We start from the raw sequence: 15,632 nt of genomic DNA, 5'->3' as shown, positions 1-15,632 counted from the left end.
TTGGCGCTTGTTCGCCATACCAGATTTTCGTAAATACACCGGGAGGTGCCCAGCATGAGTGAAAAAGACCTGCAAGAAACCCAGCCATTGCCGCCATCAGGCGAGAAACTGCAAAAAGTTCTCGCCCGTATCGGCGTGGGCTCGCGCCGCGACGTCGAGGCCTGGATCAGCCAGGGCCGGATCAAGGTCAATGGCGTCAATGCCACCCTTGGCCAGCGCGTCGACCTGCACGATGCGATCTCGGTCGACGGCCGCGTGATCAAGCGCGAAGAAGCTGCCGAAACCGTGCGCCGGGTGATCATGTACAACAAACCCGACGGTGAGATCTGCACCCGTGACGACCCGGAAGGCCGTCCGACCGTGTTCGACCGCCTGCCACGGCCGAAAGAAGGCCGCTGGATCAACATCGGTCGCCTCGACATCAACACCACCGGCCTGCTGATGTTCACCACCGACGGTGAGCTGGCCAACCGCCTGATGCACCCGTCCTACGAAATGGACCGTGAGTATGCCGTGCGTGTGCGTGGTGAAGTCGACGAAGACATGATTGCCCGCCTCAAGGCCGGTGTCGTGCTCGAAGACGGCCCGGCGCGTTTCACCGACATCCAGGAAGCCCCTGGCGGTGAAGGCTTCAACCACTGGTACCACTGCGTGGTGATGGAAGGTCGCAACCGTGAAGTACGCCGCCTGTGGGAATCCCAGGGCCTGGTGGTCAGCCGTCTGAAGCGCGTGCGTTTCGGCCCGGTGTTCCTCAACTCCGACCTGCCGATGGGCCGCTGGCGCGAAATGAGCCAGCAGGAAGTCGACATTCTTGCCGCCGAAGTGGGCCTGACCCCAGTGGCCATGCCGGCCCTGAACCACAAGAGCAAGGACAAGCTCGAGCGCCTGCAGCGCAAGTCCACCCGTCCGCTGGGCCGTGGCGAGCGCGTGCGCACCCTGCGTCCGGCCCAGGATGGCGCTGCAACCGGCGAGCGCCCTGCGCGCCAGCCTCGTGGTGAAGCCGAGCGTCCGGTTCGCCAGCCCCGTGGCGACGAGCGTCCAGCCCGTCAGCCGCGTGGTGAAGCGCCGCGCAAGGACAGCGGCCGTGGCAGCAGCACCGTGGCCGAGCGCCCAAGCGACATGAACAAGCGCGGCAAGCCGGCGCCCAGGCGTCCGGGCAGCACCCGCAACAAACCGCGCCCGTAAGTCGGGCCGGTTAAACAAGCCAACCTTCGGGTTGGCTTTTTTTTGCGCAAATTTCCTTGTCTTACAGGCACTTCCGTAAGCCGTGGAAAGTTTTTACACCATCATGTAAATAAATCGTTACAAATGTCGGCCGGTACACGGGCCCTGGCTGGAGATTTCTATGGGTGTAAACAGAACTTGCCGAAAGCCCCGGGCCAGGGCGCTTTACCTGCCCGTCAACGGCTTGTTCGCAGGCCCCGGGAGCGGTGAGATAGGCGCCATTGCCGTGTGCAAAGCCGGGCCGGAGAGCCGGGCATTCAATAAGAACAAATGGAGGCGCCATGTACGCCGATTACCTCCCCAGGCTAGAACCCTTCCTCAGGACCGGTGCGTTTTGTCGTCAGACAGTCACGCAACGTGTTGACCCCTGCGCGTCTGTAGGGGTATACAATGCGCCGCGTTTTAACTGTGACCCCAATGCGTACCGCGCACTCTTGCTGACACCCGGCTGATTCGCCCACGGCTTATGCCCTGGACGGGCAGCAGTTGGCCAAGATCCTCAAGGTAATCACCTTGTTAATTCCGCTGCGCCACGAGCGCGGTGGGTCCGATTCCGTCACAGATAAAAACAAGCAGGTGACTTCGTTCATGAGTGGACAAAACACGCATTCAGGCGAGCTGAAACGCGGCCTGAAAAATCGCCATATCCAGTTGATCGCCCTGGGCGGTGCAATCGGTACCGGGCTGTTCCTGGGTTCGGCCGGGGTGATGAAGTCGGCGGGCCCGTCGATGATCCTCGGCTATGCGATCTGTGGCTTCATTGCCTTCATGATCATGCGCCAGCTCGGCGAGATGATCGTCGAAGAGCCGGTGGCCGGCTCCTTCAGTCACTTCGCGCACAAATACTGGGGCGGTTTTGCCGGCTTCCTGTCGGGCTGGAACTGCTGGGTGCTGTACATCCTGGTGGGCATGTCGGAGCTCACCGCCGTCGGCAAGTACGTGCACTACTGGTGGCCGGAGATCCCGACCTGGGCCTCGGCGGCTGCTTTCTTCATCCTCATCAACGCGATCAACCTGGCCAACGTCAAGGTGTTCGGCGAGGCCGAGTTCTGGTTCGCGATCATCAAGGTCCTGGCCATTGTCGGCATGATCGCCCTGGGCAGCTGGATGCTGGCCAGCGGTAGCGGCGGCCCGCAAGCTTCGGTGAGCAACCTGTGGGAACACGGCGGCTTCTTCCCCAATGGCGTCAGCGGCCTGGTCATGGCCCTGGCGATCATCATGTTCTCCTTCGGCGGCCTGGAAATGCTCGGTTTCACCGCCGCTGAAGCCGACAAGCCGAAGACTGTGATCCCCAAAGCGATCAACCAGGTGATCTACCGCATCCTGATTTTCTACATCGGTGCCCTGGTCGTGCTGCTGTCGCTGACCCCATGGGACAGCCTGGTCACCAGCCTCGATGCCGCCGGTGGAACCTACGGCGCCAGCCCGTTCGTGCAAGTGTTCTCGCTGCTGGGCAGTGATGTTGCTGCGCACATCCTCAACTTCGTGGTGCTGACCGCGGCGCTGTCGGTGTACAACAGCGGTACCTACTGCAACGCCCGTATGCTCTACGGCATGGCCGAACAGGGCGATGCCCCGGCGGGCCTGGCGAAGATCGACAAGCGCGGTGTGCCGGTGCGTTCGATCCTGGCTTCGGCAGCGGTGACTCTGGTTGCAGTGCTGCTCAACTACTTCATCCCGCAGCACGCGCTGGAGCTGCTGATGTCGCTGGTAGTGGCCGCCCTGGTGATCAACTGGGCGATGATCAGCTACTCGCACCTGAAGTTCCGCCAGCACCTGAACAAGACCGGCCAGACTCCGCTGTTCAAGGCGCTGTGGTACCCCTATGGCAACTACATCTGCCTGGCCTTCGTGGTGCTGATCCTGGGCATCATGCTGCAGATCCCGGGCATCCAGATCTCCGTCTACGCGATCCCGGTCTGGCTGCTGGTGATGGTGGTCTGCTACAGCCTGAAAACCAACCGCAGCAAAGCGGCGGCAGCGGCTACCCCGGCCTCGCTCAAGCGCTGATTCACACGGTTGAAAAAACGCCCCGGTTATCCGGGGCGTTTTCGTTTACAGGTAAATGATCTCGATCGTCGCCGAGCCGTCGAGGTGGATGTCCTGGCGGTTGTCCAGCTCGCTGGTGGCGGCGATCACCGGCATGATGTTGATTGGCGTGCTCAGGTGGCGGATGGCGATCGGGCCGTTGCTGTTGTTCTCGACATCATTGAAGCCGAGCAGGGTGGTGGTGGTCAGCGCTTTGCTGGTGCTGCCTGCGGTGCTCCAGCCGGTGCCGCGGGTCGACTGGGTGAGGTACACCGCCGGCAACTGGTCGGCGCTGATGTGCAACGGGTCGATCTGCACCTCGTACAGGCCGATTTTGTTCTCGCTGGCATCGCGGCCCAAACCGTAGAAATTCAGCGAATCGACCACCGCCGTGCCGTCGCGGTTGTCCTGCATCAGCAGGGCATAGCGCGCCGGGCTGTCGCACTGGATCGACAGGTTCAGCTGGCGCGTGGGCAGGCGCGTGCGCTTGTCGCTGTTAAGGCTCTGCAGGCTGATCTTGCCGTAGTCCACCACCCCGCCCTGGGACAGCAATGGCGTGCAGGCCGCTGGCTGGATCTGCCATTGCAGAGCCAGTTCGGCAGTGCTGCCGGAGGCCGGGGCAGCGAACTGCCCGCTGCTGCGCAATGAGGTCGACTCGCGCACTTCGAAAGCCTTGGCAGACAGCTCGGCTTCGAACACCAGAGTCAGATTCAGGCTGCGGCCTTGCACGGCTTTGCCGGCCCGGACCGGGACCATGCCGCTACGCGGCTGCCAGCCCAGCGAGGCGCTGGCCGGGCCCGGCACGGCGCCGGTTTGTTCGATCCGGGCCAGGTCAACGCGTTCGCCGTCGACCACGGCATCGGCGGCACGTATTCGGTAGTGCCCGCCAGCGGCGAGTTCGAAGCGCTCGCCGTCCAGGGCATTGGCTGTATAGAACACACTCAGGTCGGTGCTTTCGCTGCAGCTCAGGGCCAACTGCGCGGATTTCTCCGGCAGTGCCAGGCCTGGGCTGCCGGGCTGCAGGCGGCTGCGGTCGAGGGTGCCATAGTCCAGCGGCGTCGGCGTGATCTGTAATCGGCATTCATTGGCGAAGGCTGTCAGCGGCAGGCCGAAGAGCAGGAGCATTGCAAGCTGGGGTTTGTACCGGGTGTTCATGATTTGACGCATCCTCACCAAAGCGGTGTATGGAAGGACGACACAAGGTGTAGCTGCCGTCTGGCGTCATGTCGTCGCGAAGGGGGGTCAACTGCAGGTGCGTTGGGCCTGGGTGTAGTAGCTGTCGCTGCTGGCGCCGGTATCCGGGTCGAGGGTGACGCGGCATTCGCGGGCCTGGTGGTCGCTGATGATCAGGTGGCCGATGTCGGCGCTGTTGTCGATGAACACCAGCCCGCCCGGTTGCACCAGGTTGATGAAGCGCCCACGGTCGTCGAACACCGACGCGCCGCTGGGCAATGGCTGGCCGCTGCTGTCGAGCAGGGTCAGCAGCAGCCGACGGACACTCCAGGCGCGGAAACTCAGGCGCGGCACCGCGCCGCGAGTGGCGCGCAGCACGCCGGCGCCCTGGTCGACGTTGATGTGGGTCGGCAGGCTCTGGGTGTCGACCTCGACCGGGCTTTTGCCATAGGCGGTGAGCGAGGCCACCACCGCGTTGCCGGCATGATCGGTCCACACTGGGCCGCTCGGGGTGCTGGCCTTGACTCCGGGGGTCTCGGTGACCGAGAGGATCGCGAAGGTATCGCGGATCGGATAGGGCGAGGGGGTGATCCCGGCACCATGCACGGCTATGCCGCCGCGCAGGCCGAGGTTGTAGTTGCTGTTGTCGCCGTCGCCGCTGTAGTTCAGGTCCAGTTGGGTGTAGCGCGGCAATGCCGAAAGGCCGGCGCTGGCCAGGGTGCTGGAATCGCCGGAACGATGTTCGGCACCCAGGCGATAGCCAAGGCTGTCACTGACCTGCTCGTTGTAAGCCACCGTGCTGGTGGTACTGCTGTCGTTGTGGCGCACGCTGCTGCGCAGACGCCGACGACCATCCAGGGGGATGCTGGCACTGAAATACACGGCGTCGTCGTTGTAGCCGTCGCTGCTGCCCAGGGCTTTTTCCACCGTCGCCGAGAATGTGACGCCGCCGTAGCTGTTGCCCCAGGACAAAAACAGCCGTTGCGTGCTGTCGTGCTCGTAGTAGGTGCTTTGCGTGTACCCCAGGTTGAGGCTGCCCAGGGCGCGACTGGCCCAGCGCAGGCTGGTGCTGAACTGGTCGCGGTAGCTGGAGGCGAACTGATCATTGTCGCGGTAGGTGCTGTCGAGCAGTTCGCGGTAGCCGCGGCTGCGGTGGTTGGCGGCCACCAGGCTGCTCCATTGCTCGTGCATTTGCCAGTTGAGCTGGCCGCCCAGTTGCGCGCCCTGCTGGTCGAGGCTACTGGCTTGCGCGCCGATGGCAAACACCTCGGCGCTGACCAGTGGCGTGAGCGCGGTGCCGAGGCTGGCGTCAAGGCTGCGATAGCCCTGGGCGAGGATCAGGCCGCTGCTGATGACCGAGGTATTGCCCAGCGCGCCGCTCTGGCCCAGGCTCACCACCGCCGGGTCGTCGCTGCCATGGCCATGGCTGCGCACCACGCCGGCGCCGATACTGTAGCCGCTTTGCGGGCGGGCGCTGGCGGCGAGGCTGGCCGGTACGCGAAAGCGCCGTTGCTCGCCATTGGTTTCGATCACTGTCACTTCCAGGTCCGAACGCGAGGTGATGCGCGGGATGTTGGTGAGGGTGAAGGGCCCGGGCTGTACCACAGTGCTGTACAGCAAGGCGCCGTTCTGGTGCACCTCGACCCGCGCCTGGCTGTTGGCGATACCCTGCACGCTGGCGTTGTCCAGCTGCGAGAGCAGGCCATACTCCGGCGTGAGCTGCGCGCCAATGATCTGCGCGCCGTTGAGCACCGGGTTGACCAGGCTGATCTCGCCGGCCTGGAACAGGCTGCGGTGCTGGGCGAAGCTGCGTTGCACATAGGTGTCGAGCATCTCGCTGCGCATCTTGCCATCGAAGCGGCTGTGCACCTGGCGGCTGCGCAGGATCCAGTTGTCCAGGTTCAGGCCCAGCTCGGTATTGGCTGCGGCATAACGGCTGGACTGGCCATCGTAGCGGTTGAACGAGCTGAAAATGTCGTAGTTCAACAGCCCGGCAATGCCGCCCTGGCTGTAGTCGTCGGACAATTGCCGCTCGTCCAGCAGCGCCTGGTCCGGTACGAACAGTCGCACCTGGTGCTGACCGGGCTGCAGTTCGACCTGAGCCTGGGGGAAAGCCGTGGCCAGGGCCAGGCAGTCCGGATCGGCAGGCTGCTCTTGGGCATCCAGGGTGGTGGACCACTCGGCGGGTTGGCGCAGCCCGGCGAAGGCCAGCAAGGGATTATCGACGCACAGGCTGCCATCCTCGCCGAAGCGCGCCTGGGTAGTGCCCCTGTCGCGGCCGTTGACGCTCAGGTTGATCTGCTGACGCCCTGGCGGGAAGCGGGTTTGCCGGCCAAACAGGGCAGCAAGCCTGGGGTCGATACCGCGCTGGCGCAGGACCTCCTGGTCGAACACGCTGTGCCCGGGCGCTGCGGCTTCATTGGCGGCTCGCGCCGGTTTGAAGGTCTCAAGTCCCAGCAGGGTCAGGCACAGGCCCAGTATCAATTGCTCGCGTGGTCGCGGTTTGCCAATGGCATTGACGATGACCTTCACAGGATGCGCGCCTCGTATGGATCGACCGCAAAGCCATAGACCGTGGCCGGCTGAAAGCGCACGGTGTTGGCCGCAGTGGCGGCATCAGGCAAGTCGAGGGTGATGGTTTGATTGGCCAGCAGGTAGGTGCGGCCAAGGTCCAGGGCGTGCTGGCCGGGCAACAGTTTCAGCTCCTGGGCCAGGCGCACCACGTAGGGGGTGTTGTTCTCCACCCGCAGTTGCTTGCCGTCGATACGCCAGCTCAGGCCTTTCCACGGTTCGCTGTTGCGCGCCAGGCCCTTGGGGTGAAGGATAACCGGCAGGTTCTGGCGCACGCCGAAGTTGACCCGCATGGCCCCGGGATCGCCCGGTGCGGTTTCGCGGATACCTTCGAAGATCACCCGGCGCAAGCGTTGGGTCTGCAGCGGTTCCTTGCCTACATAGTGGAAGATCACCTGTTGTTCTTTGCCGGCTTCGACCCGCGCCACGGTGGGCTGGACCACCAGCAGGTTGTCGGTGTCTTCGCTCGGGTTTTCGATGAACACCGCCAGCAGGGCGGCATGCGGGTCGGTATTGGTGACCACGAAGTCGCTGCCATTGGCGCGGGCTTCCTCAACGATCACCACCGAGGTTCTGGGCACCATACCGTCGGCGTGTGCCTGCATCAGGGGTAGGGTGCAGATGAAAATCGCAGGCAGCAGGCTGCCAGCAAAGGATTTGCACGCAATAGTCATGGTTGTAAGGTTCTTGTGCGGCGTCGGGCGCAGCTCCCCTCAAGCTGCATCCGGCAGGCTCATGGTGGGGGAGTGCGCTGGCCGTGGGTCATGGCCGGGGTGCGAGGGGTCCCTGTTCGCGCCCCTTGGGGGCAGCGGTCAGAGGTAGACGACTTCGATGGTCGCGCTGCCGTCGATGGGGATGCTGCCGTTTACTACCAGGCTCTTCTTGATGAAACCTCGGACGTCCATCATCACGTTGACGTTCCTGATAGGTTCAAGGCGATGACTTATTCTTGAGTTGAATCCGGTTCGACTCAACGGCACTCTACTGGCATTGAGCAGGTTTCCACGGTCGTCTCCCATGCCGTCCCAGGACTGGCCGCCATCGTTCGAATAGAAATTGAACCCTTGTTCACCATCGACTAGGGTGTTTTCAAACTCCCAGGTCATCATGTATGAGCCGATGCTTTGGTCCTGGTGCATGCCCAGTCCGAAGGTGTAGTCCCGTGGGTCTAGGGTGTCGAGGCGATTGTCGCGGGTCATCAGGGCAAAAGTGGTTGCGGCGTCGCAGTCGATTGCAAGGCTCAGGGTCTTGACAGGCAGCCTGTAATTGGTCGAATCGCCTTCCAGATCGGTCAGGGACACCGCGCCGTAGTCGATCACGCCGCCATTGCCCAGGGTTGGCGAACAGGCGGCTGGAGTGATGGTGCCGGTGACAGTCAAGTCGGTGGTGGCGGCGAAGGTGTTGGCGCTCACCACGCCTATGAATACAGCAAGGGTCAGTACGGAAGTTTTCACGGCAAATGCCTGTTGGATGTTGGCGCAGGCTAGCGGCCCGCTTGTCAGAGGTAGACGACTTCGATAGTCGCGCTGCCGTCGAGCTCCATGGCACCGTTCAGGGTCAGACCTTTGTTGATGCTGCCGCGGATGTCCATGATGACATTGACGCTGCTCGCCGGAGCTGGGCCCACGCTGCTACCGGTAGAGCTAAAGGCTGCGCGATAGTCAGGAGTTCTTCCGGCGTCTTGAAGTATGCCGTCCATGATGTTGGTCCAGGTGTTGCCGGCATCCTCGGAGGCCAGGTGGGTGCCCGGTGCGCCGTCGACAATGGTGTTTTCATGGTCCATGGTCATGCCGAAATAACCGATAGCCTGGTCCAGGTGATTGCCGAGCCCGAACAACCAGGCATTGGCAGGACTGCTGTCGCGGCGGTTGTCGTTGGTAATGAGCGCAAAGGTGGCCGGGGCGCTGCATTCGATCGAAAGATTCAGGGATTTGGCCGGCAGTTTGTAACCGATTGAGGTTTCTTCAAGCTCGGTCAAGGACAGCGAGCCATATTCGACCAGGCCGCCATTGCTCAAGGTTGGCGTGCAGGCGGCAGGGGTAATGGTGCCGGTTACGGTCAGGTCGGTCGTGGCGGCCATGGCATTGGCGGTGGCCAGGGTCATCAGCACAGCAAGGGACAGTACGGACTTTTTCACAGCGGTTTTCCTTTTAAGTGTTGGTGGTGGGTGTTGCGAATGACCCGTTTTTCGAGCGCAGCAGTCCGTTCCCTGTCGCTGGTGGCAGTGAAAGACCTGGGCATTCGCCGGGTTCTTTTTGGCGGTCGGTGAAGGACCGTTACGCGTGGGCGTTCTGTTACCCGCTAGAGGTACTGCAACTCGATGGTCATGTGCCCATCGAGTAGCGCCTCATCGACATGGGTCATGTCATTGCGCAGCCAGCCGGCCACGTCCAGGCGCAGGTTGAGGACTTCGGCTGCGCTAGGGCTGGTCTGCCCGCGCAGGGCAAAGCCCAGGCGCGACTCGGGCTTGTCGCCCAGGTGCTCGAAACCGCTGCCCGGGACTTTCACCCAGGTGCTGCCACTGTCTTCGGAGTACAGGGTGTCGGCCGGCAGGTTGTCGAGGGTCGCGCCGTTGTCGGGCCAGGTTGCGCTGTAGAAACCGATGGCCTGGCCGCTGGTGGTGGAACCCAGGCCGAAGGCTTTGGGCAGGGGGATCGAGCTGCTGTCGCGACGGTTGCCGGTGGCTACCAGGGCAAAGCGGGTGGCACGGTCACAGGTGACGCTGAAGGTCAGGCTGCGCGGCGCCAGGACCGAGTGGTCGGGGATGCCGGGCTGCGGAGTGAGATCGGGCATGCTGATGTTGCCGAAATCGACCTGGCCATTGCTGGAGAGCGACGGCGTACAAGCTGCAGGAGTGATGGTGCCGCTGATATTGACGTCGGTACTGCTGGCATGAGCGCCAGCACTGACAAAGGTCAGCAGTGCGGTCAGGGTGCACAAAGGCTTGGTGTTCATTATTCGGTCCTTTGAAAATGAATGAACCTCCGCGCCGTGATTGGTCTTATGGTGGGGCCGGCAGCGGATGGCTCGTCAGGCGCGCTAGGCATGCCTGCTGTACCAGTTACCAGGGCGAACCCTGATCCTGTGTCATCCGTGACGATTTTTCACACGTTTTGGCTAGACGATAGAACGTGCGAATGTTTGGTTTTATGTGCTTTGCTTGGCCTTGCCCAGGAGTAAACAGCGGGGGCATAGTGCTCGGCAAGGCTGTCTGTGTTGTTCGGATGCCGATTATGCCCAAAAAAATGTTCTTGTAAAGGGGTTTTGATTGAAAAATTGTGCAACAACTGCACCGAAATCGGCAGAAAGCGGTGAACGATTGCGTCAGGAGCGTACCCGCCTGGGCCTTCGCCAGGATGATTTCGCCCAGCTTGGCGGGGTCAACCGCAATACTCAGGGCAGCTATGAAAAAGGCGAGCGCAACCCGGACGCGGCGTATCTTGCGGCGGTCGCCGGGGTTGGTGTCGATGTGCGCTACGTGATCACTGGCGTGCGCACGATCGATGATGGCGCTTCGTTGAATGAACCGGAACAGCGATTGCTGGCTCAGTACCGATCATTGGCTATCGCTGACCAAGAAGTTGTGCATAGAATTGTCGGGGCCATGCACGACGCGAAGGGTAGTGGCGCATAGCTATTATCTCAATTTTCCTACGAAACGCTCGGAACGGTCCTGGTGGGTCCGCAGGGAATTGCTCGTAACGTCGATGCATTCAGTCTCGCTAGGGAAGGGTGATCATGTCGGAGCATAAAACCTGCGCATTCAACACGGAAAGTAACGCTTCGCCTGTGCAACGCTTGAGTGAAGTCGAAAACGAGCTGCTGATTTTGTTTCGCCAGTTGTCCCCGGTGGACCAGGGCTGCGTACAGCGTGTAGCCCAGGTGCTGTGCCTGGGGGCGCAAGAGGCCGAGCGGGGACGCTGCCGAATACCTGAGTCAGCCTGAATGTTTGATCAAAGGATGTGTGATGTTGCAGTTATCCAACGCGGTGCAGATCCCGGACGACGAGATCGAGTTGACTGCCATCCGCGCCCAGGGCGCCGGCGGGCAGAACGTCAACAAGGTCTCCAGCGCCGTGCACCTGCGTTTCGACACCCAGGCTTCGTCATTGCCAGCGTTTTACAAGGAGCGTCTGCTGGCGCTGAGCGACAGCCGCATTACCCGTGACGGGGTGATCATCATCAAGGCCCAGCAGTATCGAACCCAGGAGCAGAACCGCGCCGATGCCCTGGAGCGCCTGCGCGAACTGATTCTTTCGGCGACCAAGGTGGAAAAGGCGCGGCGCCCGACCCGGCCGACCCTGGGCTCGAAAACCCGGCGCCTGGACACCAAGAGCAAGCGCGGCGCCATCAAGGCCGGGCGCGGCAAGATCGATTACTGAGGCTAATGCCGCGGCGGTTGCAGGCGGGCCTGGCGGTACAGGTACAGGCTCAATAGCAGGCCGCAGAACGACGCGCCGGCGGCAAAGACAAAGATCGAAGCGAAGCCGAACCCGGCGGCAATTGCCCCGGCCAACGGGCCGGTGATGCCCAGCGACAGGTCGATGAACAGCGAATAGGCGCCCACGGCCGCGCCGCGATTGGAGGCGGACACCAGGTTCACCGCTTCGACGCCGAGGGCCGGAAACACCAGCGAGAAACCAAAGCCGCTCAACGCCGCACCGGCCAGGGCCAGCTCGGCGCTCGGTGCCTGCCAGAGCAACAGCAGGCCGAGGGTTTCTACCGACAGGCAGGCGATCGCCACCCGGTACCCGCCCATGCGATTGATCAAATTGCCAAACAGCAGTCGCGCGCCAATGAAGCAGGCGCCGAACAGGCTCAGGCACAGGGCCGCGTTGTCCCAGTTGTGGCTGGCATAGTACAGGGTGACGAAGGTGGCGATGGTGCCAAAGCCGATCGAGCCCAGGGCCAGCCCTGAACCATGGCCGAATATCCGCCCGAGCACGTGCAGGAACGGCAGGCGTTCACCCGCCACTATCGGGGCGGCGGTTTTCGGCCAGGCCAGCGCCAAACCCAGTACGCACAGCAGTAAAATGCTGGCGCCCATGCTCCACAGGCCGAAGCGTTGCACCAGTTCCACGCCCAGCGGCGCGCCGATGGCCAGCGCGCCGTAACTGGCGATGCCGTTCCAGGAGATTACCTTGGCGGTGTGTTGCGCACCGACCCGGCCAATGCCCCAGCCAATGGAGCCCGAACCCACCAGGCTTTCGGCACTACCCAGCACCAGGCGCCCGACTAGCAGGCTGGCCAGGCTCAGCCAGGGCGCATGTTGCAGCCACGCCGAAAGCAGCATGAACACGCCGCTCAAGCCGCAACCGGCCAGGCCATAGAGCACCGCGCGCTTGCTGCCCAGGTTATCGATGAGGCGGCTGGCGTAGGGGCGGCTGAGCAGAGTGGCCAGGTACTGCACGCTGATCACCAGGCCCGCGACCACGGCACCGAAGCCCAGGTCGTTGTGCACATAGCCAGGCAAGACGGCCAGGGGAATGCCGATGTTCAGGTAGCCGATAAAGGTAAACAGGACGATGGAGACGACTTGCAGGGTGACCGCAAGGGGGCGCGGTGAGTCGGGCATGTGCGGGCTTTCGTAGAGGGGGAATTCTTGACGGTGTGAAAACGTGTTGACGGGGTGGTCCCTGCATCAGCCGTTTTCACACAGTCTGATCGTTGCGCGAGTTATTCCTGGTCGGCGCTGGAAGTTTCGTCGCCGTCGTATTCAGCCTGGGCTGGTTCGGCGCTGTGAGTGGCAGGAGTCTGCTCTTCTGGGTTCAGGCTTGGGAAGGGAAGATTCGGGATTTCATGCATCTCGTCGTTCCTCGCAAGTGTGTGGAAAGGCTGCGCAAGGCGCGCATGGGCTTGTGAAAGCCTGTGCAGGATACAGGAGTCTGAATGACAGTATGAATTTTCCTGCTTAATGGCCATCGCGGGGCAAGTCGGATCGCCGCACCGCCGCTCCCACAACTGTCTGTGGGAGCGGCGGTGCGGCGATCCGACTTGCCCCGCGATGCTTTTAACGACAGACGTCAGCGATGGCTGCAGCCAGTGCTTCAAGGCGTGCCGCATCGGCGCCGGCGATGTTCGCCCGGCCAGTGCCAACCATGTACACGCTGTGGCGCTCACGCAGTTGCTTGACCTGCTCCGGTGACAAGCCGGTGTAGGAGAACATCCCGCGTTGCTCGGCGATGTGCGCGAAACGTTCGCTCAGGCCGTGGGGCGCCAGGGCCTCGACCAGACCGACCCGCAGCTCGGCAATGCGCTGGCGCATGGCCTCGACTTCTTCGACCCACAGGCGCTTGAGGTCGGTGTCGCCAAGAATCTGCGCCACTACCGCCGCGCCATGATCCGGTGGTGTCGACCACAGGTTGCGCGCCAGCAATGCCAGTTGACTACGCACATCCAGCAGCTTGTCGGCATCGTGGCTGCACACCAGCAGAGCGCCGGTGCGGTCGCGATAGAGGCCGAAGTTCTTCGAGCAGGAACTGGTAATCAGCAGCTCAGGCAGTTCGGCGGCGAACAGCCGTACCGCCCAGGCGTCTTCTTCCAGACCATCGCCAAAGCCCTGGTAGGCGAAGTCGATCAACGGCAGTAACTCACGGCGGCGCACCACCTCGAGCACGGCGCGCCAGTCGTCCTGGCTCAGGTCGAATCCGGTCGGGTTGTGGCAGCAGGCGTGCAGCAACACTACGTCGCCCTTGGGCGCAACTTCCAGGGCGGCCAGCATCCCGGCGACGTTCAGACGGTTGTCGGTGCCGACATAGGGATAGTGGCTGACCTTGAGGCCGGCGCCGGCGAAGATGGTTTCGTGGATGGGCCAGGTCGGATCGCTCAGCCAGATGCCGCGGCCCGGCAGACAGTGTTCGATGAACTCCGCCGCCAGGCGCAGGGCACCGGTGCCGCCCGGGGTCTGGGTAGCGCCGGCACGCTGCTGGCTGAGCAGCGACGAGTCACTGCCCAGTACCAGTTCGCTGATCAGTCGGCCAAAGGCCGCATCGCCATGACCGCCGACGTAGCTCTTGCTGGCCTGTTGCTCAAGCAGGCGCTGTTCAGCCTGTTTGACCGCGGCCGGAATCGGCGTCAGGCCCTGGGCGTCCTTGAACACGCCGACACCGAGGTCGAACTTGTTCGGGTTGCTGTCCTTGGCATACGCCTCCATCAGTCCGAGGATCGGATCGCCGGGTACGCGCCCGATGGCGCCGAAGTGCATTACTTGCGGCCTTCGGCGGTGCTGGCGACCTCGTCGGTGCGCGCGGCCATGATGAAGTCGTTACGGTGCAGGCCCTTGATCGAGTGGCTCCACCAGGTCACGGTGACTTTGCCCCACTCGGTCAGCAGGCCTGGGTGATGGCCTTCGGCTTCGGAGATTTCGCCAACGGCGTTGGTGAAGGCCAGGGCGTGCTTGAAATTCTTGAACAGGAAAACTTTTTCCAGCTGCATGATGCCGTCACGGACTTCGATGTTCCAATCCGGGATCTGCTTGATCAGTACCGGCAGTTCTTCGTCGCTGACCTGTGGAGCATCGGCACGGCAGGCTTCGCAGTGGGCTTGGTTCAAGGCGTTCATAAGGTTTTCCGCAAGTGGTTTGTTATTGGTTTGCAAGGTCGCTCAGGCGGCGACCTTGGGTGGAAATTTCGGTGCGTGCAGGCCCATCTTCATTGCCGTGTGGACCATGCCCATGATGTCTTCGTGGGCCAGGTCGAACAGGCGCTTGAGGTTGGGCAGGGCAAAGTACAGCGGCTGCAGGATATCAATGCGGTACGGCGTGCGCATGGCTTCCAGCGGGTCGAAGGCCTGGTGCTCGGGCTCGCCGGACAGGCTGTAGACGGTCTCTTTCGGTGAAGAAAGAATGCCGCCGCCGTAGATCTTGCGACCTTGCGGGGTGTCGACCAGGCCAAACTCGATGGTCATCCAGTAGAGGCGGGCGAGGTACACGCGCTCTTCCTTGGTGGCCTGCAGGCCGAGCTTGCCATAGGTGTGGGTGAATTCGGCGAACCAGGGGTTGGTCAGCAGCGGGCAGTGGCCGAAGATCTCGTGGAAAATGTCCGGCTCTTGCAGGTAGTCGAGTTCTTCTTCGGTACGAATGAAGGTGGCTACCGGAAAGCGCTTGCTGGCCAGCAGTTCGAAAAAAGTCTGGAAGGGGATCAGGGCAGGTACCCGGGCAACTTGCCAGCCGGTGGTGGCGCCCAGCACCTTGTTGATCTCACCCAGCTGCGGGATACGGTCGTGAGGCAGGCCCAGCTGTTCGATGCCGTCCAGGTATTCCTGGCACGCGCGGCCTTCGATCACCTTCAATTGACGGGTAATCAGGGTGTTCCACACCGCGTGTTCCTGCTGCGGGTAGTCGATAAAACCCTGCGCATCGGGCTCGCGAGCCACGTATTGCGTCTGTTTCATGCTGCTCTCCTGCTGAGGGCCATTCTTGTTATGTGTTCAAGCCATTGCCCTAGTGATAACCCGCATTGGTCCGGTTTGCAGCGTCCTGACGGCAGCTTCGCGCTCGAACTGCCTCGGATTTTGTAACGATAACTTTACGAAATACCCGGCATCCCGAAAAAACGGGTGCTTTAATCCTTGAAGCTGCGGCCATCTGTCACATAATCTTTACGACTATTCTTGGCTCGCTGCAAAAACTTGCTTGCC

The 15,632-nt window shown here is 62.4% G+C and carries 16 protein-coding genes; 5 read left to right on the top strand and 11 right to left on the bottom strand.

Annotation, left to right across the window (positions count from 1 at the left end):
* Nucleotides 1-54 precede the first annotated feature (54 nt).
* The gene (gene rluB, locus BLR26_RS22745) at nucleotides 55-1,185 is read left to right on the top strand and encodes a 23S rRNA pseudouridine(2605) synthase RluB (protein ID WP_093385800.1); all 1,131 of its coding nucleotides are present in this window, start codon (nucleotides 55-57) and stop codon (nucleotides 1,183-1,185) included.
* A 627-nt stretch (nucleotides 1,186-1,812) separates the two neighbouring features.
* Nucleotides 1,813-3,234, top strand: a complete 1,422-nt coding sequence (locus tag BLR26_RS22740) for an amino acid permease (RefSeq protein ID WP_045200547.1) — start codon at nucleotides 1,813-1,815, stop codon at nucleotides 3,232-3,234.
* 45 nt (nucleotides 3,235-3,279) lie between these two features.
* On the opposite strand, the gene BLR26_RS22735 is transcribed toward BLR26_RS22740, so the two are convergent.
* The 6 genes from BLR26_RS22735 to BLR26_RS22710 all read right to left on the bottom strand — a co-directional run bounded on the left by BLR26_RS22735 (nucleotide 3,280) and on the right by BLR26_RS22710 (nucleotide 9,951).
* On the bottom strand, nucleotides 3,280-4,407 hold the full coding sequence (locus tag BLR26_RS22735) for a DUF1120 domain-containing protein (protein WP_176794288.1): 1,128 nt from the start codon (nucleotides 4,405-4,407) through the stop codon (nucleotides 3,280-3,282).
* Nucleotides 4,408-4,494: 87 nt separating this feature from the next.
* Nucleotides 4,495-6,957 (bottom strand): fimbria/pilus outer membrane usher protein, encoded by a 2,463-nt coding sequence (locus BLR26_RS22730; RefSeq protein ID WP_093385790.1) that lies wholly within the window; start codon nucleotides 6,955-6,957, stop codon nucleotides 4,495-4,497.
* Nucleotides 6,954-7,670: a fimbria/pilus chaperone family protein gene (locus BLR26_RS22725; RefSeq protein WP_093385785.1), complete on the bottom strand. Its 717-nt coding sequence runs from the start codon at nucleotides 7,668-7,670 to the stop codon at nucleotides 6,954-6,956. Before BLR26_RS22725 ends, BLR26_RS22730 begins: the two co-directional genes overlap by 4 nt.
* Nucleotides 7,671-7,808: 138 nt before the next feature.
* The gene (locus BLR26_RS22720) at nucleotides 7,809-8,450 is read right to left on the bottom strand and encodes a DUF1120 domain-containing protein (RefSeq protein WP_256326755.1); all 642 of its coding nucleotides are present in this window, start codon (nucleotides 8,448-8,450) and stop codon (nucleotides 7,809-7,811) included.
* A 44-nt stretch (nucleotides 8,451-8,494) separates the two neighbouring features.
* Nucleotides 8,495-9,133, bottom strand: a complete 639-nt coding sequence (locus BLR26_RS22715; protein ID WP_093385780.1) for a DUF1120 domain-containing protein — start codon at nucleotides 9,131-9,133, stop codon at nucleotides 8,495-8,497.
* A gap of 164 nt (nucleotides 9,134-9,297) precedes the next feature.
* The gene (locus BLR26_RS22710) at nucleotides 9,298-9,951 is read right to left on the bottom strand and encodes a DUF1120 domain-containing protein (protein ID WP_093385776.1); all 654 of its coding nucleotides are present in this window, start codon (nucleotides 9,949-9,951) and stop codon (nucleotides 9,298-9,300) included.
* Nucleotides 9,952-10,264: 313 nt separating this feature from the next.
* Between BLR26_RS22710 and BLR26_RS22705 the strand changes: the two genes are divergently transcribed.
* From BLR26_RS22705 to arfB, 3 genes are all read left to right on the top strand, one after another.
* Nucleotides 10,265-10,630 (top strand): helix-turn-helix domain-containing protein, encoded by a 366-nt coding sequence (locus BLR26_RS22705; protein WP_249744369.1) that lies wholly within the window; start codon nucleotides 10,265-10,267, stop codon nucleotides 10,628-10,630.
* Nucleotides 10,631-10,734: 104 nt separating this feature from the next.
* The gene (locus BLR26_RS22700; protein ID WP_093385766.1) at nucleotides 10,735-10,941 is read left to right on the top strand and encodes a hypothetical protein; all 207 of its coding nucleotides are present in this window, start codon (nucleotides 10,735-10,737) and stop codon (nucleotides 10,939-10,941) included.
* A 22-nt stretch (nucleotides 10,942-10,963) separates the two neighbouring features.
* Nucleotides 10,964-11,377, top strand: a complete 414-nt coding sequence (gene arfB / locus BLR26_RS22695) for an alternative ribosome rescue aminoacyl-tRNA hydrolase ArfB (RefSeq protein ID WP_093385761.1) — start codon at nucleotides 10,964-10,966, stop codon at nucleotides 11,375-11,377.
* Nucleotides 11,378-11,379: 2 nt separating this feature from the next.
* On the opposite strand, the gene BLR26_RS22690 is transcribed toward arfB, so the two are convergent.
* The 5 genes from BLR26_RS22690 to phhA form a co-directional block, all read right to left on the bottom strand.
* Nucleotides 11,380-12,570 carry an MFS transporter gene (locus BLR26_RS22690; protein WP_093385756.1) on the bottom strand — a complete coding sequence of 397 codons (1,191 nt, stop codon included), beginning with the start codon at nucleotides 12,568-12,570 and terminating at the stop codon, nucleotides 11,380-11,382.
* Nucleotides 12,571-12,671: 101 nt separating this feature from the next.
* A complete protein-coding gene (locus BLR26_RS27555) occupies nucleotides 12,672-12,800 on the bottom strand; it encodes a hypothetical protein (RefSeq protein WP_256326754.1) in 129 nt (42 codons plus the stop codon).
* A gap of 205 nt (nucleotides 12,801-13,005) precedes the next feature.
* Entirely contained in the window at nucleotides 13,006-14,199 is a 1,194-nt protein-coding gene (locus BLR26_RS22685) for an amino acid aminotransferase (protein ID WP_093385751.1), read from the bottom strand.
* Nucleotides 14,199-14,555 carry a 4a-hydroxytetrahydrobiopterin dehydratase gene (locus BLR26_RS22680; RefSeq protein ID WP_036994257.1) on the bottom strand — a complete coding sequence of 119 codons (357 nt, stop codon included), beginning with the start codon at nucleotides 14,553-14,555 and terminating at the stop codon, nucleotides 14,199-14,201. The genes BLR26_RS22685 and BLR26_RS22680 overlap by 1 nt, the downstream gene beginning before the upstream one ends.
* A 42-nt stretch (nucleotides 14,556-14,597) precedes the next feature.
* A complete protein-coding gene (gene phhA / locus BLR26_RS22675; protein WP_045200144.1) occupies nucleotides 14,598-15,386 on the bottom strand; it encodes a phenylalanine 4-monooxygenase in 789 nt (262 codons plus the stop codon).
* Between the last annotated feature and the right edge of the window lie 246 nt (nucleotides 15,387-15,632).

The organism is Pseudomonas sp. UC 17F4 (assembly GCF_900101695.1).
Taxonomy (GTDB): Bacteria; Pseudomonadota; Gammaproteobacteria; order Pseudomonadales; family Pseudomonadaceae; genus Aquipseudomonas.
This window is presented reverse-complemented; position numbering and strand designations above follow the sequence as displayed.